Source organism: Dactylosporangium sp. CA-139066, from assembly GCF_050936175.1.
GTDB lineage: Bacteria > Actinomycetota > Actinomycetes > Mycobacteriales > Micromonosporaceae > Dactylosporangium.
Genome location: NZ_JBNJNH010000001.1, coordinates 7,716,027 through 7,733,810 on the forward strand (window position 1 = coordinate 7,716,027; position 17,784 = coordinate 7,733,810).

Sequence of the window (17,784 nt, forward strand, 5' to 3'; positions counted from 1 at the left end):
GCGAGTGGCACGGACTCGCGTTCTACCAGCCCGATGCCAGCAAGAATCTCGGCAGCCGGTGACCGTGCTCAAGACCGCGCTTACTGCGGCCGGCGGAGCGCACGGACGACCTGCCCAGCGGCAAAACAGACGTTGCTGCGAGAAGACACAACAGCACCAGTTGAAGTGTCTGAGCGGTCTTGGCCGCATCCACCGCATCGTCGAGGGCGGTCTGCGTAGACGTCGAATAGCTCCCGCTACCGCTGTCACCGCTGCCCGTACTGCGACCGAGGGCGACGACAATCCCCGCCAGCACCCAGCAAACAGCGACGCTGTGCAAGGTGTATGACGCCGCGGACCCAGGCGGCCCGGGCGGTCGCACGTTGAGCATCGGCTGAGGTTCCGCTGCGGCGTCCGCCTCGTCTTCGATGCCGTTGTCCCGCTTGGCGTGACTTCCCATGATCATCACGTTAGGCAGGTCACCACAGCGGTGCGCGCCATTCGAACAACCAGCAACCCACATCGCCGCGGTCTCTAGAACCCGGCGGCCCTCGGCACGTCGTACACGCTGAGGTCGGCCCGGACCCGCACATACCGGGCCCGGTGCCGCCACCGACCGACGTCCTCGTCGTACGCGACATCAACCTCCACCTCGACGACCACGGTCGGCTGTACCGGGATGTACGGCAGCGGACGCCGCTCCTCCAACTGCCCCGACCAGGCCGCCGGCAGCGGCTGCGGCCACGGTGTGCGGATCTCCCCGCCCTGGCGTTGGACGACGTACCGGGCGAGGCCCGGCCCGAGCTCCCGGCCGACGTCGCCGACCGGCATCGTCTGACCGACGTAGCGGAGCCGGCCGGCGGCGTCGTACCGGCCGAGGAGCAGCACGCCGGGGGCGGACAGGCTGCCGGTGACACCGCCGATGATCGCCTCCGTCGTCGACCGCGTTTTGACCTTCACCCAGCCGCGACCGCCGGGCACGTACCGCCCAGTCGGGTCCTTGCAGACGACGCCTTCGACGCCGGCGTGCTGCCAGTCGGCCATCCAGGCGCGGGCCTCGTCCGGGTCGGTGGTTTGCGGGCACAGCTGCAGGTGGGGCGGCGCCCCGGTCAGAAGGAACTCGAGCTTGGCGCGGCGCTCAACGAGCGGCAGTCCGGTCAGGTCGACGGCGCCGTCGTGGAGTGCGTCGAAGACGACGTAGTGCGCTGGCCGGGCTGTTGTTTCGGCGAGGAGCCAGCGGCCGGCGATGATCCGCTTCTGCAGGGCGACGAAGTTGGTGCGGCCATGTTCGGGGTCCCAGATGACGAGTTCGCCGTCGAGGACGACGCCGGGCGGCAGCGTGCGCAGGAGCCGGGTGACGTCCGGGAAGTACGGCGTAAGGATTTTGAGGTGTCTCGACTGGAGGACGACCCGGTCGGGTTGGACGAATGCGAGGCAGCGCCAGCCGTCCCATTTCGGCTCGTAGACGGCGCAGGGTGGGAGTTCGCGCGCCGGGACGGCATGCATCGGCTCGACCGGTGGCCGCATGTGGCACCCCCGTTGAGCAGCGGGAACACTGATCACGCTACCCGGCCGAGGTCTGCGTGACGCTAAGAACGATGGGCCGGCGCGACAATCCACACCGGCCCATCGGCTGGTCAGCGGCGGTACTTCGCCGCAGCAGCCATCAACCCGCCCAGGGCAGCCAATACGGCCGCAAGAGCGGTCAACACGCCAGCCAAGCCAGTGATCGCGCCCGAGGTGAGCAGCACGAGCGCGATCACGACCACCACGGCAAGGACGCACACCAGCGGGAACCACGGCCCGTGAGTGAACCTGATTGCGCCCCCGTTCCGCCTGCGGACAAGCGTCCGCTGGGGGTGCTTACCCTCTTGTGCTGTGGACATTTTCGGAAGACTCCTTAACGGCTAGTAGCGCGGCCCGCATCCGGACTAGATGCACATCACCTTGGAGAGCGACACTCCATGGCCTCGGCCACCTGGGTCTGCGTGTCTCCCTTGGCGTTGCGGACGTCCTTTGCGGCCAGTTAGGCATTCCACGTGCGGCCCGGGCGTGTCACTGACTCATGACCATCACGGCCAGTCGGCCGTACAGCTTCCTGCCATATGGCGAGTCGCGATACGACCGATCGACGCATAGTCGAAGTCCGGTCCAAGCGGCTTCACCGGCCGCGTCTTCCGCCGGGGCCTCAGAGTCCGGGGTTCAGTCGGGCCGAACCGACAGACAGGCCAGTCGAACCGTAAGCCGCGCCGATGCGTCGAGATCCGTTCGCCAACCGTGGCGCGACGGGCGGATTCAACCTGTTCAGCCGTGACCTGCGTATAAGCAGGCGTATACAGTATGGGTGTGGGTTACAACTGGCTCCCGAAGCTGCTGGCAATCCTCACCGACCTCGAACCGTACGAGGTCATGCAAGGACTCCAGCGGCCACGGCGCCGGCCACAACCCATGCACGACCAGTTCGGCAACCGGTACCTCGCCATCCACACCCGCACCGACGCGGGACGGCCGATCGTCGTCACCGTCCGCCTCACCGGCGGATTCGACGCCACGATCATCGGAGCAAGGCCCATGACGCCCGCCGAGACTGCCCACCTCGAGCAATGGGAGCAAGACCATGAATGACGACGACATCAACCTGCAGGAACTCGCCGAAGCCGAACGCGACATCCAGGCGTTCGCCGCCGGCGAGATCGAACTAACACCGGTCGACGACCCAGGCGAGGCCGCAGCCATCGCCGCCCAACTGCCACCACCGGACGCACCCCACAACGTGATCCGTCCCGTCCGGCTGCCGCTCGACCTCGACGCTGACGTCCGCGCCCTGGCCGCGCGTCGCGGCGTGTCCATCTCGGCCATGCTGCGAGACCTGATCGCCTCCGGGCTCGAGGTCACCACCGGCGCCGCGCCCGACCCGGTCACCGAACTGCGACGCTCCCTCGACGCCGCCCAGCGGGCCGCCCGGGAGCTCACCGCTCACCGGCGCGACGAGGCAGCCTGATGCCGAGACAGGGCCGCCGGGCGCTGATCACGCTGTTCATCCTCGGTGCCCTGGCGGTTCCGGCGTCGATCGGCCTGCACGTCCTCGATGGCGGCTGGTTCCGGCCCGGGCTGATGCTGTTCATGGGCGTGGTCAGCATGTTCGCGGTCATCGTGGTGTGGCGATACCTGTCGCGGGCATATGCGCAAATGCCTGAATGAGGTCGTTGCGCGCCGAACTGCCAATCTGCTGCCAGACTGGCAGCTCCCGCCTCCACGCGCGCACGCCTCGACCCGCGACGTCAGGGACTGCGGCAGGGGTCCGCGTCACAGCGCTCCCACCAGCTACCCGTCAAGAACCGTCCCACCGATTGACGCAGGTCACAGCGCCGCGGTCGTCGACCGGCAGGCGTACACGCGGTCGGCCATCCAGGGAATCGGGCCGGAACGTTTCGGCCGTTCAGCGCCGCGCGGCCGCGCCCGGCTGCTCATCGTGCACCATCCGGAGAATACCAACCTCAACGCGCGGCGATCGCCCGCTGTCGATAGACCTGCACCAGGCGCGGCGACAGGGGCCACCCGCCGGGTGGCACCGCCCACAGCAGCACGGCAGTCGCCGCGCCGACCACCTGGACAGCGCAAAGCCCGGCAACCGAAGCTGCCGGGCTTGCGATAGAACCGGCCCATCCGTCCGGCACTGAAGCGGCTCGGGCCGACATCTGCCGCCCTTGGGCAGGTGGCACGCTCGCGCGCGACTGCCGGTTAGTCCCGCAACTGCGGTGGACGCCGGCCGGCTATGCCGCCGCGGCGGGTGACGCGGTCCCCCGCGCCAGACGACCGTCCGTCCACGGCGACAGTACCGTCACGCCGCCCGCCAGCGCGGTTGTTTCTCCCCGGCCTTCAACGTGCACCGCATCCGCGTCCCCGCCGACGTGTACCCGATCGCCCCTTCCGGGGAGCAGAACGCGCCCGGATGCACGATCGGGCCTGGGTTCCCTGCCGGTTTCGTTGTCTTCGGCGGCGCCGGCGGTTTCGTCGTGGTGTTCACCGGCGCCGGCTTCTTCGTCGTCACGGCCGGCGTCGGCACCGGGGGCACAGTCGTCGGGACGACCGTGTCGGTGACCGCCGGCGTTGGGCTCGGCGAGTCGCTGGGGCTGGCGCTGGCACTGGCCGACGGGGCGTCGCCGATCAGGTTGTTCGGTTTGGCCGGCGTCGTCGTGTCGGGGCCGCAGCCGGCCAGGGCGAGGACGGCGAGGGTCACGGCGGCGAGTCGGCGAATGGTCACCGCCGAATCCTGCTCGCCGCGACGCCCGGAAGGGATCAGCAGACCGGACGCCACAGGCCGCCGATCATCAAGGGTCAGGGGTCTGGTCGGCGTGGCGGCAGGCACCTTCCGCCGGGCAACACCGCCTTCCGCAGCACGGCAGCCGCCGCGCTGGCACCCGCACCTCATCTGGGACGGGACCGGCTGGAAGTACATCGCATACCCGATGCAGTGGACATGTGGGCGCTCACGTAATTGGGCTCTGGCACTCATCCGGTGATCGACTGATCTTGATGGTTTGATCGTCCCTTGTGGAGCTTGTTGGCGCGTTGTTCCCACATCTGCATGGCGTCGTGGTGGACCGGGTTGTGCTGGCCGAGTCGAGCGTTCATGTCGAGGCGCGTTGCGTCGCGCCGGCGGCATCGTGTCCGAGCTGCCGCGGGGCGTCCGTGAGGGTGCATAGCCGGTATCGGCGTCGGTTGGCCGACCTGGCGATCGCTGGGCGGCGGGTGCTGATCCGGTTGATGGTGCGCAGGTTCTTCTGCACCGATGCCAGCTGCGACCGGAAGATCTTCGCCGAGGAGACCGGTCTGGCCTCCCGGTATGCGCGCCGGACCCAGTTGGCCGGCGGCGTCCTGGAGACGGTCGCGTTGGCGCTGGGCGGACGGCCGGGCGCGCGGATGGCCGGCGCGCTCGAGGTCCCGGTCAACCGGATGACGTTGCTCCGCATCATCCGCCGTGTCCCGGACAATCCCGTCCAGGCACCGGAAGTGCTCGGTGTCGACGACTTCGCGATCAAGAAAGGCCAGAACTATGCGACGATCCTGCTCGATATGGCCACGCGGCGGCCGATCGATGTCCTGCCCGACCGCAGCGCCGACACGTTCGCCGACTGGCTGCGCCAACATCCTGGCGTGCGTGTCATCTGCCGCGACCGCGGCGGCAACTACGCCATCGGCGGCCGAGCCGGCGCCCCGCATGCGATCCAGGTCGCCGACCGCTACCACCTGTGGGCCAACCTCGGCGAAGCCGTCGAGAAGACGGTACTGGCCCACCGAGCCTGCCTGCACCCGCCCGACCCCACCACCGAAGAGCAACCCGAACCAGCACCGGACCAGACCGCACCGCCGCCCGACGGAGTCCGTGACGTCCACGGGCGCGACCGACGCCTGGTCACCCGGACCCAAGAACGCTACGCCGCGGTGCAAACCCTGCTGGCCCAGGGCAAATCCTTGAGCACGATCTGCGGTGAGCTCAACCTGGAGCGGGGAACGGTCAGACGGTTCGCCCGCGCCGAAAGCCTCGACGAGCTGCTGTTCAAGGCCACGCACCGGGTGACCAAACTCGACCCGTTCAAGGCCTACCTGATCGAACGCTGGAACCACGGCCAGACCGACGCCGCGGCCCTGTTCCGGGAACTGTTCGAGCAGGGCTATCGCGGCGGCAAGCTGACCGTCCGCCGCTTCCTGCACCAATTCCGCGGCCACCAACACGTCCCGCGACCCGGGCCGCGTCCGATCAAGCCTCGTCACGCCACCCGATGGATCATGACCAGGCCTGACCGGCTCAAGGATGCCGACCGAGCCTGTCTTCGCCAGATCCGGGACCGCTGCCCCGAACTCGACCGCACCGCCGAGTACGTGCGCGCCTTCGCCGTGATGATGACCGGACGGCAAGGCCGCGACCTCGAGCGCTGGCTCACCACGATCGAGGGCGACGACCTTCCCGCGCTGCGGTCCCTCGCCGTCGGCATGCGCCGCGACCAGGACGCCATCACCAACGGCCTCACCCTGCCCCACAGCTCAGGAGCAGTCGAAGGCGCCGTCACCAGAGCCAAGGCCGTCAAACGCGCCATGTACGGCCGCGCCAACCTCGACCTGCTCCGCAAACGCATCCTCGCCAAGAACTGACATCTCTATCCGTCGATCACCGGATGAGTGCCAGAGCCCGTAATTGACCTGGGGTCGGCTCACGTTATTGGTCCGGCTCCGGGCGGCCGCTGGCGGGCATGATTGCAGGGTGCTGGTCGAGGTTGAGAAGGTCTGCAGGTTCGCGTGGAGCCCTTTCCCGGTGGTTCAGGTCGAGACCCCTGTGGGTCGGACCGCGGTGCCGTGGCGTGGCGCGCCGGATGCTGCCCTTGGGCGCCACCATGTCGAGTGGACGATCAACACCGAGATTAGCTGGGGCGTGAACGCGAAACCCGCAACTGATCCTGGGCCGGCGATCCTGGCGGGTGGGCATTGCGTCGTCCTGCGCGGGCGTCTGCGGTTGAGTCCCGACGGTGCTGGCGTGCTTGATCTGAACGGGTCGATGATCTTGCTTCATTTCGATGAGCGTCCGCCGGCAGAGGCCGACGCCAGCTGGGTGCAAATCTATGTCCCTCACGAGGATGTCCAGTTGCATCCGTTCGAGCTTTAGATCAGAACGGTGGTTCTCCGCGCTGGCGGGGGCTGGGTCGGGTGGCTTCGGGCTCCCATTCGTCGATGTCGTCGGGCCAGGCAGCGACGCGGCCTTGGTCGTCCCAGAAGCCGGTTTCGATGTTGTGGGCGAACAGGGCGGCGTTGCGTGCGGCGCGTTCTTCTGGGTCGGGGATGGCGGGTTCGCCGGTGATGTGGGCTGTCATGCTGGGTCTCTCCGGGCGGGCCGGCCGGGCGGCCGGGGGCGTGGGTCGAGCCGGGATCCTCGGCGTCGAGGTCTTGATCGCGGCGTTATTGGGTGGTGGCTTGCGCCCTGGGCCGTTTGTTCGGTCGGTAGGAGGGTCCGTTCATGAAGACCTGGTGGCTGTTGTTGATCAGCCGGTCGAGCAGCGACTCGGCGACGACGGGATTCGGGAACAGCGGATACCAGTCCTGCGGCGCCCGGTTCGCGGTGATCGCGATGGAGCGGCCTTCGGCGATCCGCTGGGAGATCAGTTCGTAGAGGTCGTCGGCCTGGCCGGGGGTGAACTCTCGCATGGCGAAGTCGTCGAGGATGAGCAGGTCGGCTTTGACGTGGGCGGCCAGACGTTTGTCGAAGGTGCGGTCAGCGTGCCCGCCGGCCAGATCGGCCAGGATGCGGCTGGTCTTGTGGAAGCGGACCTCGGCGCCAGCCCGGATGGCCAGGTGGCCCATGGCCTGCGCGACGTGGGTCTTCCCGACCCCGACAGCGCCGTAAAGGATGATCGATTCCCCGGCTTGCAGCCAGCGCAGCGCGGCGAGGTCGCGGATCTGCGCGGCGGGCAGTTTCGAGTTAGCGGAGAAGTCAAAGCCCTCGAGGGTGGTCTCGGTGTCGAACCGGGCGCGGCGCAGCCGGCGGCCCATGGCCACCTGCTCGCGCCGGGTGATCTCGTCGTCGCAGAGGATCTGCAGGAACTCCAGGTAGCCGAGGTCGCCGCCTTGGGCCCGGGCGAGCCGGGCGTCGAGGGTCTCCAGCATCCCGGACAGCTTCAGCGCGCGGAGGCTGTCGGCCAGCGCGGGGCGCAGGATCGTCATCGGTTCGTCTCGCCTTTTGTCGGCATGGCGGGGGTTAGCGGGGCGCGGGTCATGACACGGCGTCTTGCGGCTCGTCGTCCCCGTCGTGGTCACGGCGGTCGGGCCCGGTCGCGCTCGCCGTGCCGGCCATGGTCGCGGCGGACGCGGCCGGGACGGGGAACGGGATGACGTCGGCGAACAGGCCGGCCGGGCCGTGCAGGAACGCGGGCGCGCCGGCGTCGCCGGTGGGCCGGTCGTGCTCGATGCCCTCGAGCCCAGCAGCCAAGATGTTGCGGATGGTGCGGTAGGACGGGTCGCCGGCCGTGGTGGCTTTGCGGCAGGCCGCTTCCAAACGGGCGTCGGAGTACTTGCCAGCCGGATTGAGGATCGCCTGCGCCGACCGCAGTCGATGCAGCGCCGGCCCGTCCAGCAGTTCGGCGACAACGGCGGCGGTCGCGGGTCCGGTCTGCTCGGCCCGCTCGCGGCACCACTGCGGGGTGCGCAGATGGAACGCGATCTTCTCCGGCGGGTAGTCGTCGACGTCGGTGACTTTGCCTTTGTCCTTGCTGACGTGGGTTTTGACCAGCTCGCCGTGGTGGAAGATCTGCACCATCGTCGCGGTGGCGCGGATGTCGACCAGCTGCCCGATCAGGCGCCAGGGCACCGAGTAGAGGACCTTGCCGCACTTGACGTGGACATCCGAGGCGACCTTCGCCCGTGACCACTCCGCCAGAGTGAACGCCGCCGCCGGCAGCGGGGTCAGCGTCCCCGCCTCGGCCTGGTCGAACACCTCCGTCGGGGTGCGCCCGTCCAGGCTGCGGTGCTTGCGTTGCCCGGCGACCTCGCGGCACCAGTGCAGCGCCGAGGCTTGCATCTCGACCAGGGACGTGAACTCCCGGCCCTTCCCCACCAGGAGTCCCGGATATAGGGCATCTGCCGCTCGACCCGCGGCTTGTCCTTGGGTTTCCGGGCCCGCGCCGGGTCGACCAGCACACCGTAGTGCGCGGCGAGCTCGGCATAAGCCCGGTTCAGTTGCGGGTCGTAGAGGACGGGCTTGTCCACCCCGGTCTTCAGATTGTCCGGGATCAACCTTGCCGGGCAGCCGCCGAAGAACGCGAACGCCTCGACATGACTGGCCGTCCATGAAGCCTGGTCCATGCTGACCACCGGCCGCACGAACATGTGCCGCGAGTGCGACAAGACCATGACGAACGCCCAGATCCGCTGCGAACGGCCGGTCCGCGGGTCCGTCCAGGAACCCAGCAGCCCGTAGTCGATCTGCCCTTCCAGCCCCGGCTCCGGGTCGGCGCGCAGCACCGTCACTTTCTCCCGGGCCGCGTCCTCGGCCAGGTTCGCCGTGACATACCGCTTGAACGAGGCCAGCGAACCGGTCACCTGATGCTCATCACGCAGCCGCTGATGGATCGTCGCCTTGGTCACCCCGGCCCGCAGCATCTCGACGACGTACTCGCGGTGCTTGTCGAAGTCCGGCCAGGTCACCTGCCGCAGCCGGGTATCGCTCAGATGCGGGAACCACTGCTTGACCAGCGGCGCCCAGTCCTCCTGACTCATCGGCGGCGTCCCGCCCGGCACGAACGCCGCCGCGATCGCCGGCTCGACATACCGCCGGATCGTTCCGCGAGCCACACCCAGCGAGCCCGCGACGTCGTACTGAGACCGGCCCGCGTACCAGTGCGCCAGGATCTCGGTTATATCGATCACGTGGAACGTCCTCCTCGCCATCCGCTCCCCAGCCACCAGGGGCCGTCGAGCGGAGATCATCAACGAGGAAGAGAGAGGATCTTGAAAACTACAGCCGAACGCTCGTCACATCCTCGACGAACATCACGAGCGCCTGACCAGGCACGACGAGCGACGACTAGGTCAATTACGTGAGCGAATCAGCCCTCGACAGGAACATTCCGTGAGCGCCGACAGACACACGCAGGTCCGCTGCTCGACGGCACTCGGCCCGACGCCGCTGCGGTCGTCGAAGCGGTCGCCGCCCTGCTCAACCGACTCGCCGCCGAATCCTGAGGAGATCGCCGTGGACTACACCGACGCCGCCGACGCCGCCCGCCTCGCCATCGCCGCCCAGCAGCTGGTCACCGCCTCCCGCCCCGAACAGCACCTGTGCAGCGCCGTGCTCGCCGACACATGGTCGTCGACGGCGCCGCGCTGCCCCGAGGAGGCTGCGTCGTACGTCTGCCGCGACGACTACGGCACGGGCATGGTCACGATGGGCGAGTTCGAGCCTGCGTCGGGATACACCAGGCTGTGCACCGGCCACGATGAGCAGGTGCGGCGCGAGCCGGGCTGGCGGTGGTCCCGGCCGCTGTCGGCGTAGCCGTCTGCCGCTGATCACGCGGACGGCGCCTCACGCTTTTCCAGCACCTTGCCTGCATCCTCCCAGCCGTCCATGAAGGCGATCATCGGCGCCATCGCCCCCACACTGCCAAGGTGATGCCGGCTCCCCAGGCGTTCAGACCTAGATGTTCGCTGTGCCATGCGCCGCCGGTGATGCCCAGCCACGCAAGACAGGTGATGAGGGCCAGGCTCATGAGCCACAGCGCCCAGTCCATCGCCCAGCGGCCTCGGGCAAGGTGGCCGATGCAGTAGGCGCCGCCAGTGAGGATGACGGCGAAGGCGGCAGCGAACAGCGGATCGGGGTGGTTCGTGATGCGCCAGACGGCCAGGCCGTTGCTGACCGTGAAAAAGATGCAGCCCACGCCCAGGCTGACGCCGTAAAAGGTGCGGACAGCTGTTCGTGGTTGACGAGGGGTGGCGGAGACGTCGAGGTAAGGCTGGTCGGAGTCGCTGCGCCAGACGCCGTGACGGGTGCAGACCCTGTCATGGACGGGCAGGGAGATCGGAACAGTCTGGTGGATGCCGCGGCGGGCGGCGCATCGAGGGCAGGCGGTGGCAACCCGGATCGGGCCGCGTGTGCCGGTGGATCCGAATGCGGGAAGCGCGCGGGCAAGGCCGGCGTGGTCCGTGCGGGTGACGTGGGCGAGGGCGTGCAGCGCTTCGGTGGTCGCGGGGGCGAGCATATGGTGCTGGGAGCGTTCGTCCGGGTTGTTGGCCTTCGTGGTGAACCAGGTCGGCAGGACGGTGAGAATCTCGCTGACGGTGAGGTGGTTGACGGTGGCGAGGCGAGCCAGGTAGGCGGTCAGCGTTTCTCCGCTGACGGGGCTGACTCGGCGGGGCAGCACGGGGCTGTGCGTGGATGCGACCGGGCGGGTTGCCTGGGCTGGGACCTGCGGGGTGCTGTCCGGCTCGAGTGCCTGCGCATGGTTGGGTCGGTGTCAACGGCGGATTAGAACTGGTCTCAGGGCGCCGTCGACACCCCGCGTCCCGGCTCGGGGTTCGGAACGCTGTGTTAGACGTCGACCAGGCGACTCTGCCGGTGCCGGCAACCTCGGAGGGGGTTCACCACGTATAGGTAGGAGGTTGCAGCGGCCCCCGGCGAGAGGTGAAGCGTGGACGCAGAGGCGGGGAACGACTTTCGGGACTTCGTCGTGTCTCGGTATCCGTCCCTGGTGCGAGCGGCGTACCTGCTGTGCGGCGACCAGGCGCATGCCGAGGATCTGGTCCAGAACGCATTGGCCAAGACGTACCTGGCCTGGCCTCGCATTCGGCGGGGTTCGGTTGATCCATATGTGCGGCGCATCCTCCACAACGACTACGTGAGCGAACGCCGCCGCCATTGGTGGCGGGAGACCCCGGCCGAACAGGTGACCGATCGAGCGCGGCCACCTGACGTCGACGACGTGCGCCGTGTCGCCTGCACGTCCACGGAGTAGCGCCCGTACACGACCGGGAAGCCCTGTTCCATGCGATGCGGACGCTACCCGCCCGTCAGCGAGCGGCAGTCGTCCTGCGCCATTACGAGGACCTGAGCGAGGCCCAGACCGCAGAGATCCTCGGCTGCTCGGTCGGCACGGTGAAGAGCCTGACGGCGCGAGGCCTCGGTCAGCTGCGCGCCGCGCTACCGCCCGATCAATCCGTCACACCGCCACCGAGGAAAGGAAAGTAACGTGGCCGATGTCCATAGGGTCCAGGCGGCGCTACAGAACCTGGCCGACGACGTCATTCCCAACGGCGATCCATACACGCTGGTCCAGGCCCGGGCCGTGCACACCCGCCGTCTTCGCCGGGCTCGCGCCGGATCCCTGGCAGTCGGACTCGCGGCGCTCGTGGCCGTTACCGGCACCGGGATCGCCCAGCTCGACCGCCCTCACCGCAACGTTCCGGGCGCCCCCACTGCAGCCACGCCGGCCTGCGCCACGACGCGCACCCTTGCGGCGCCGACACCGGGCGGCACGCCAATCCCAGCCAATCAGCAGCGCCTCAACGACCTTGCGCTGCAGATCGAGGCCGATGCGGGCGCGCGGTTCCCTCACTCCTACACGGGAGTGGAGATCGACACCGCAGCCGACCTCGTCCGGGTGTATCGAGTCCCCGACCCGAGCCTCGACCGGTGGCTGTTCGACACATATCCGTCGACGTGCGTGGTGCTGATCGACACGGCACACGCCCGGGCCGAGCTCCTCGCGCTACAGCAGCGGATCATCGCTGACCGCGAATTCTGGAAATCGCAAGGTGTTACCGTCTACGGCCTGATGATAACGCTGTCGGGCACGCTGGAGGTGGGCACACTCGACGTCGACAAGGCGAAGCAACTATTCCCCGATCGGTACGGGTCCGACACGCCGATCGTCATTGTGCGACGCGGCCCGGACATACCGTACGGCGCAACGGCGAATGGCAGCCCAGGGCCGCAGCAAACTCGTTAGGTGGTGCCGAGCAGGCCAGTGGGCGGTTGGCGTCGCGGGCGTGGTGACGGTTTGCGCGATGCCGGTAGACACGGACACGATCTTCAGGGTGCGTTGATGGAGGCTGGGTTTCTGCATATGCCGCACAATTGATGGTTAACGCTGGACAAGGGGTGACTTGCAGGCCGCGAATGCGCGTTCATCACGACGGCCGGTCGCAGCCGGTGTGGGGCACAGCCTGGCGGTCGCGGGTGTGTGTGAGGTCTTGTCGCTGTGGCGGTTTGACCCTGACGCAGGGTCAACCTTTCAGCATGGGGGCATGACCAAGGAAACCAGTGCTGTGGAGGCAGCCGGATCGCGCGAGCCGCGCCGCGATCACGGTGATGATGGAGAGCGGGGAAAGAGAGGCGACCGGGCGGTACGGCATTTCACGATCCACCACGACGGCGTCACAATCCCGGTGTCTCGCGGCGGCCGGGGACGGCTGCTGGTCCTGTGTCCCGGGTTGAACTCGACACAGGCAGACCTGCGCGAGCTGACCGAGTTGCTGCGGCACGACCACGACGTGGTGACCTTCGACCTGCGCGGCCATGGCCGCGCCTCCGCCGCCGACCGGTACTCCTTCGAGGCTTTCCTCAGCGACCTCGGTGCCGTGATGGCGGAGCTGGAACGCCTCGACCTGCCCGCGACGCCTGTGCTTGTGGGCTATTCACTGGGTGCGGACCTAGCCGTGCACTACGCCTCCGAGCATCCTGGCACCGTCGCAGAGCTCGTTCTCATCGACGGGGCGAACCCGGTGCCCGAACCGTTCATCACCGAGGCGGACGCGGCGGCGTTTCTCGCGATATGGGAGGAGCTGGCAACGCAGCAGGAATCCTTGCGGGACACCGCCCGTCAGGTGTTGCTCACCGCCCAGGAGATTTTTGACCTGAACGTCGAGGTCGATGTGGTTCGGTCCGGGATCCTGGACCGATACAGGAGGACCGACCGGCCTATCAGCATGATCATGTCGACCTCGATGGCCGGCGATAGCGGCGAAGGGCCGGCGCCGCTCCTCAATCAGAACTGGCGTGCCGGCGTCGAGCGGCTTGTCCGCGAGCAGCCGCACATCGCCACGTTCTGGCTCGACGCCGACCACCGGCTGGCCTTCACCCACGCCCCGGAGATCGCCCAGATCATCCGCGGGACACACGACGCAGCCGGCTAGGCCGACTCCTCGAACGCGCCGTAGGAGACTAAGGCGATGCTGACCATCGGTGAACTGGCGTCATATGCCGGAGTGACAGTGCGCGCGGTGCGGCACTATCACGCCAAGGGCCTGCTGCCGGAGCCGGAGCGGGACCACTCCGGCTACCGCAGATACGACGCCACCGCCATGGTCGAGATCATCAAGATTCGGACCCTCGCCGAGGCGGGGATCCCGCTCGCTCGGGTACGGGAGCTGCTGCAGGCCGACGAGGAGGAGTTCGCCGCGGCGGTCGCAGACATCGACAAGCGGCTACGGGCGGAGATCTGGCAGCGGCAGCGGCATCGGGAGCAAATCGCCCGCCTGACTTCCGGGGACAACCTGGTACTGCCCCCGGTGGTGGTCGAGTATCTCGACCGGCTGCGGGCGCTCGGGGTCGACGAGCGGATCGTTCAGGTTGAGCGCGACGGCTGGATCCCGCTGGCCGCGCGCTCACCCGAGCGAGTCCCGGAGTGGATGGCACGCAAGCGTGAGCAGCTCGCCGACCCGCAGCTCGTCGACTTCTATCTCACCCTCGGCCAGGCACTCGACCGCGCCGACGACGACCCGCGGCTGGTCGAGCTGGCCGACAAACTGGCCGCCTACATTACCCGGATGGCCGACGAACGGGGCGAGAACTACGTCGATGACACAGACATCGAGCCACCGCTGGTCAAGCTGATGGACACACTGGCGTTCGACACCCTGCCGCCGGCCCGTCGGCTGATCGAGTTTCTCAAGGAGCGAGGCTGGGCCGGCTGGACCGAACTCAAACGAGTGGACCCCGCACCGGCTGCGGCCGGAACATGGCAAAAAGACACCGCAGCGCAGCGTTCCGGGCACTACCGGTGACGGCGGGCAAGGTCCTGCCGGGCGAGGCCACCCGCAACGGCTTCGGCAGTGTTGTTGACCGAGACGGCCCAGGACTCCCGAGAACCACGGCACGCCGCAAGGGCGGGGGTCCTGACGGGATCCACTACTTGAGGCTGACCACCCTCGTGTAAGCGCTCGGAATTCGGCACGGCCCTATCCGAGGCTAGCGACGGCCCGGATGGCGGCGCACAGTCGAGCGGATCAAGTTCCGTGAGAACGGATCAGGTACGGATCAGGTTCCGTGAGAACGGATCAACTTCGCCGAGAACGCACACCCACTGTCCAGTCCGCGTAAAGGTGGCACTCGGTGAAGCGCTGACCAGGGATAGGACAGGTAGATCCGGACGGTCAGGCGAAGACCGTCCGGATCTACTTGGCACTTTCTTCGGATACCGACTGACCTGCGCCGGCCTGCCCCCGCCAGTGGGCGAGGTCGTGACGGGTGCCGAGGCTGTCGGGGTGATCGGGGCCGAGGACTCGCAGACGGTCGGCGAGCAACTGTTCGAGGGCGGTGGCGGCGCCCGCCGAGTCCCCGGCCTCCCCCCGCCACAGGGCGAGGTCGCTGCGGGTGCCGAGGGTGCCAGGGTGATCGGGGCCGAGGACCCGCAGACGGTCGGCGAGCAACTGTTCGAGGGCGGTGGCGGCGCCCGCCGGGTCCCCGGCCTCCCCCCGTCAGAGGGCGAGGTTGTGGCGGGTGGTGAGGGTGTCGGGGTGATCGGGGCCGAGGACCCGCAGACAGTCGGCGAGCGACTGTTCGAAGGCGGTGGCGGCGCCCGCCGAGTCCCCGGCCTCCCCCCGGTACCGGGCGAGGTTACCGCGGGTGGTGAGGGTGTCGGGGTGATCGGGGCCGAGGACCCGCAGACGGTCGGCGAGCAACTGTTCGAGGGCGGTGGCGGCGCCCGCCGGGTCCCCGGCCTCCCCCCGCCAGAGGGCGAGGTTGTGGCGGGTGGTGAGGGTGCCGGGGTGGTTCGGGCCGAGAACCCGCAGGACGTCGGCGAGCAACTGTTCGAAGGCGGTGGCGGCGCCGGCCGGGTCCCCGGCCTGCCCCCGCCAGAGGGCGAGGTTATTGCCGGTGGTGAGGGTGCCGGGGTGATCCGGGCCGAGGTGTTGGATGGCGGTGGTGCGCAAGTGTTCGTAGTAGGTAATGGCGGCGACGACCAGGCCGGCCTCGCCGAGGCTGTTGCCGGCCCGGAAGAGCAGCGGGTGGGCTTGGTATCGGGGACGGCGGGCCAGCTGCGTGATGATTCGGCGCCAGGGTGTGGTGGCGGTCGGGATGGTCCACAACGCGGTACCGGTCGTGGCGTGTAGGGTGGCGGCGTTGGCCCGCAGGACCTGGGCGTGCGCGAGGTCGGATTCGACGGTCGGCCACAGCGACACGAGCGCGTCGGCGGCTGCGGTAGCCAGGGAGCGTTGATGTTCCGGGCCGGTGGTTTCCCGGACGGCGCGTTGGATGACGCCGTGGACCCGCAGGACGGTGGCGGTGTCGTTGAGGGTGGCGAGGCTGAGCCGGTGCAGGACCCGCAGCGTGTCGAGGACAGCGCCATCCGCGACAGGCCGCCCCACACGGGCCTCGCAGGCGTACAGGACGGCCGGGGTGGTGAACAGTTCCACCGGCATCGCGTTCGGGTCCAGCAACGCGGCGAGTTCGAGGACAGGTCCGGCGAGGCCGTCGGTGTACCGGTCGGCGAGGTCGACGGACAGCTTCCAGGTGACCGTGACCGGGTTGCAGTGCTCGTAGGGCAGCGCAGCTGGGATGACCGCGGCCAGACCGGAACGGTGCAACTGCTGGCGATAGTCGGCGCAGGTGGTGCCGATCTGGTCATCGATGTACGCGGCGGCCTGCGCCAGCGCGAGGGGGAGGTGGCCCAGGTCGGCGGCGAGTTCGGCTGCCTCGACCAGCCGCCGGGGCTGTGCGCGGAGTTTGTCGTGCAGATAGGTGTGGGCCTGGTCGGGGGTGAAGACGTCAACGTCGATGACGTGCCGGCCAGCGGTCAGCGCGTGGTCCCGGCGGCGGGTGGTGAGGATCGTCCGTCCGGTCGATGAAGCCGGCGGCCACAGCCCGGTCAGGTCGTCGGGGTCGGTCACATCGTCCAGGACCACCAGCCACCGCCGATCGGTGCTGGCGAGCCAGGCGAGGAACCGTTCGGCGCTGTCCGTCGGGTCGGAGTCCTCAATCCCGGTCAGGTCAGCGGCTGCCCGAGCGAAGCGGGTCACCACCTCGGTGCGAGAGGTCGCCGCTACCCACACCAGCAGATCGACTTGGCGCTGTCGCCACCACCGGTGCGCCAGGTTCGCCGCCACCTGAGTCTTGCCGACACCACCGAGCCCGGCCAGGACCTGGGACAACACCACCACACCGTCCCCGACGCCGGTGAGCGCGGCGACAAGGTTTTCGTCGGCGGGACGGTCCACCCGCTGGTCGGCCAACGCCGGGGGCACACCGACCCGGTGCGGCAACGACACCACCGCACGGCCGCCGATCGTGACGTCGCCGTACATGGCGCCGACGACGACGCCGTACACGTCACGGGCACTGGTCGCATGGTCGGTGCTGCTGCCGGGGGCGGGTGACCTGGTTACGCCCCCGGCCAGGCTGGGGGGTTCGGGACCTGCCCGTAGGAGATGCTCACTGGCCCGGTCATGGTCCCGGCGGTGGCCCCGTAGTTGGTGTCGACGTGCACAGTGTGGTCCCCGACCTGCACCTCGGTCGCGTTGGAGGCGTCGACGGTGTACTTGCCGGAGGCGGTGCCGGCCGGGTCGGCCGCGGCCAGCAACGCCTGGGCCGCATCGAGCACCTGCGCGTTCTGGTCGGCGTGAGCTTCCGTGAGTGCATCGCCGAGTTCGGTCTGCCAGGTGCCGGGCTCCGCCTCGACCGCGTCCAGCACCGTGTCCGAGCGGCCCTGCCGGGTCAGCGCCCTGCGCAGCAGGTCCCGCAGCCCGGTATAGGCGTCCAGCACCGCGGACTGCGCGGCCGAGGTCACCCCAGCAGTCGTGCCCGCAGCCGCACCGGCCATCAACGCGGTCAGGATGAGCTCATCCTCAGACACGAAGATCACCTTCCGTCGATAACACCGGCCGATTGTGTCACCGCCCGGAAATGGAGCGGATGGCCAGCGTTCCACGAGTTTGAGGAACACCGCGGCGCTCAGATCGCCGTCGGCAATCTCGACGGCCGCGGGAAACACCCGCGAGCAGGCAGCAGATCCGGGCGTCATCGGCATCGTCCTTCTTCCGCGCCGG

At 68.7% G+C, this 17,784-nt stretch carries 22 protein-coding genes and 1 pseudogene; 11 read left to right on the top strand and 12 right to left on the bottom strand.

The features are described from left to right. Positions 1-22: 22 nt before the first annotated feature. The 3 genes from ACQEVU_RS35255 to ACQEVU_RS35265 all read right to left on the bottom strand — a co-directional run bounded on the left by ACQEVU_RS35255 (position 23) and on the right by ACQEVU_RS35265 (position 1,742). Positions 23-448 (bottom strand): hypothetical protein, encoded by a 426-nt coding sequence (locus ACQEVU_RS35255; protein WP_433331329.1) that lies wholly within the window; start codon positions 446-448, stop codon positions 23-25. Between the two features lie 65 nt (positions 449-513). Further along, positions 514-1,506 (bottom strand): ATP-dependent DNA ligase, encoded by a 993-nt coding sequence (locus ACQEVU_RS35260; RefSeq protein ID WP_433331331.1) that lies wholly within the window; start codon positions 1,504-1,506, stop codon positions 514-516. A gap of 110 nt (positions 1,507-1,616) precedes the next feature. Continuing rightward, complete coding sequence (locus tag ACQEVU_RS35265) at positions 1,617-1,742, bottom strand: hypothetical protein (RefSeq protein WP_433331333.1); 126 nt, start codon at positions 1,740-1,742, stop codon at positions 1,617-1,619. Between the two features lie 583 nt (positions 1,743-2,325). Between ACQEVU_RS35265 and ACQEVU_RS35270 the strand changes: the two genes are divergently transcribed. The 3 genes from ACQEVU_RS35270 to ACQEVU_RS35280 are packed head-to-tail and all read left to right on the top strand — an operon-like array spanning position 2,326 to position 3,180. Then, positions 2,326-2,604, top strand: a complete 279-nt coding sequence (locus tag ACQEVU_RS35270) for a hypothetical protein (protein WP_433331335.1) — start codon at positions 2,326-2,328, stop codon at positions 2,602-2,604. Then, complete coding sequence (locus ACQEVU_RS35275; protein ID WP_433331337.1) at positions 2,597-2,980, top strand: CopG family transcriptional regulator; 384 nt, start codon at positions 2,597-2,599, stop codon at positions 2,978-2,980. The genes ACQEVU_RS35270 and ACQEVU_RS35275 overlap by 8 nt, the downstream gene beginning before the upstream one ends. Beyond that, a complete protein-coding gene (locus tag ACQEVU_RS35280) occupies positions 2,980-3,180 on the top strand; it encodes a hypothetical protein (protein ID WP_433331339.1) in 201 nt (66 codons plus the stop codon). The genes ACQEVU_RS35275 and ACQEVU_RS35280 overlap by 1 nt, the downstream gene beginning before the upstream one ends. A gap of 640 nt (positions 3,181-3,820) precedes the next feature. Here ACQEVU_RS35280 and ACQEVU_RS35285 read toward each other — a convergent pair. After that, positions 3,821-4,243 (bottom strand): hypothetical protein, encoded by a 423-nt coding sequence (locus ACQEVU_RS35285; RefSeq protein WP_433331341.1) that lies wholly within the window; start codon positions 4,241-4,243, stop codon positions 3,821-3,823. A gap of 347 nt (positions 4,244-4,590) precedes the next feature. On the opposite strand from ACQEVU_RS35285, the gene ACQEVU_RS35290 reads away from it, so the two are divergent. Further along, on the top strand, positions 4,591-6,132 hold the full coding sequence (locus tag ACQEVU_RS35290; RefSeq protein WP_433335194.1) for an ISL3 family transposase: 1,542 nt from the start codon (positions 4,591-4,593) through the stop codon (positions 6,130-6,132). Between the two features lie 109 nt (positions 6,133-6,241). Then, complete coding sequence (locus ACQEVU_RS35295; protein ID WP_433331343.1) at positions 6,242-6,640, top strand: hypothetical protein; 399 nt, start codon at positions 6,242-6,244, stop codon at positions 6,638-6,640. Position 6,641: 1 nt separating this feature from the next. Here the strand turns inward: ACQEVU_RS35295 and ACQEVU_RS35300 are convergent, their stop codons facing one another. The 4 genes from ACQEVU_RS35300 to istA all read right to left on the bottom strand — a co-directional run bounded on the left by ACQEVU_RS35300 (position 6,642) and on the right by istA (position 9,453). After that, positions 6,642-6,845 (bottom strand): hypothetical protein, encoded by a 204-nt coding sequence (locus ACQEVU_RS35300; protein WP_433331345.1) that lies wholly within the window; start codon positions 6,843-6,845, stop codon positions 6,642-6,644. 85 nt (positions 6,846-6,930) lie between these two features. Then, on the bottom strand, positions 6,931-7,785 hold the full coding sequence (gene istB, locus ACQEVU_RS35305; protein WP_433331347.1) for an IS21-like element helper ATPase IstB: 855 nt from the start codon (positions 7,783-7,785) through the stop codon (positions 6,931-6,933). Further along, positions 7,742-8,461, bottom strand: coding sequence for a Mu transposase domain-containing protein (locus tag ACQEVU_RS35310; protein WP_433331349.1), 720 nt, complete (start codon positions 8,459-8,461; stop codon positions 7,742-7,744). Before ACQEVU_RS35310 ends, istB begins: the two co-directional genes overlap by 44 nt. After that, positions 8,431-9,453: an IS21 family transposase gene (istA, locus tag ACQEVU_RS35315; protein WP_433331351.1), complete on the bottom strand. Its 1,023-nt coding sequence runs from the start codon at positions 9,451-9,453 to the stop codon at positions 8,431-8,433. The genes ACQEVU_RS35310 and istA overlap by 31 nt, the downstream gene beginning before the upstream one ends. 142 nt (positions 9,454-9,595) lie before the next feature. Here istA and ACQEVU_RS35320 point away from each other — a divergent pair, with 142 nt between their 5' ends. Then, a complete protein-coding gene (locus ACQEVU_RS35320) occupies positions 9,596-10,018 on the top strand; it encodes a hypothetical protein (protein WP_433331353.1) in 423 nt (140 codons plus the stop codon). 82 nt (positions 10,019-10,100) lie between these two features. Here the strand turns inward: ACQEVU_RS35320 and ACQEVU_RS35325 are convergent, their stop codons facing one another. Beyond that, complete coding sequence (locus ACQEVU_RS35325) at positions 10,101-10,883, bottom strand: TniQ family protein (protein WP_433331355.1); 783 nt, start codon at positions 10,881-10,883, stop codon at positions 10,101-10,103. A 267-nt stretch (positions 10,884-11,150) separates the two neighbouring features. On the opposite strand from ACQEVU_RS35325, the gene ACQEVU_RS35330 reads away from it, so the two are divergent. From ACQEVU_RS35330 to ACQEVU_RS35350, 5 genes are all read left to right on the top strand, one after another. Further along, a complete protein-coding gene (locus ACQEVU_RS35330; protein WP_433331357.1) occupies positions 11,151-11,474 on the top strand; it encodes a sigma factor in 324 nt (107 codons plus the stop codon). 35 nt (positions 11,475-11,509) lie between these two features. Next, positions 11,510-11,707, top strand: coding sequence for a sigma factor-like helix-turn-helix DNA-binding protein (locus tag ACQEVU_RS35335; RefSeq protein WP_433331359.1), 198 nt, complete (start codon positions 11,510-11,512; stop codon positions 11,705-11,707). 1 nt (position 11,708) lies between these two features. Next, positions 11,709-12,467 carry a hypothetical protein gene (locus ACQEVU_RS35340; protein WP_433331361.1) on the top strand — a complete coding sequence of 253 codons (759 nt, stop codon included), beginning with the start codon at positions 11,709-11,711 and terminating at the stop codon, positions 12,465-12,467. A gap of 298 nt (positions 12,468-12,765) precedes the next feature. Continuing rightward, a complete protein-coding gene (locus tag ACQEVU_RS35345) occupies positions 12,766-13,653 on the top strand; it encodes an alpha/beta fold hydrolase (RefSeq protein WP_433331363.1) in 888 nt (295 codons plus the stop codon). Positions 13,654-13,689: 36 nt separating this feature from the next. Next, positions 13,690-14,523 carry a MerR family transcriptional regulator gene (locus ACQEVU_RS35350; protein ID WP_433331365.1) on the top strand — a complete coding sequence of 278 codons (834 nt, stop codon included), beginning with the start codon at positions 13,690-13,692 and terminating at the stop codon, positions 14,521-14,523. A gap of 390 nt (positions 14,524-14,913) precedes the next feature. Here the strand turns inward: ACQEVU_RS35350 and ACQEVU_RS35355 are convergent. The 3 genes and pseudogenes from ACQEVU_RS35355 to ACQEVU_RS35365 form a co-directional block, all read right to left on the bottom strand. Beyond that, positions 14,914-15,195 (bottom strand): annotated as a pseudogene (locus tag ACQEVU_RS35355) (tetratricopeptide repeat protein); the annotation flags it as partial. A 21-nt stretch (positions 15,196-15,216) separates the two neighbouring features. Next, positions 15,217-17,067 carry a tetratricopeptide repeat protein gene (locus ACQEVU_RS35360; protein ID WP_433331367.1) on the bottom strand — a complete coding sequence of 617 codons (1,851 nt, stop codon included), beginning with the start codon at positions 17,065-17,067 and terminating at the stop codon, positions 15,217-15,219. A gap of 53 nt (positions 17,068-17,120) precedes the next feature. Continuing rightward, a complete protein-coding gene (locus ACQEVU_RS35365) occupies positions 17,121-17,591 on the bottom strand; it encodes a hypothetical protein (RefSeq protein WP_433331369.1) in 471 nt (156 codons plus the stop codon). Between the last annotated feature and the right edge of the window lie 193 nt (positions 17,592-17,784).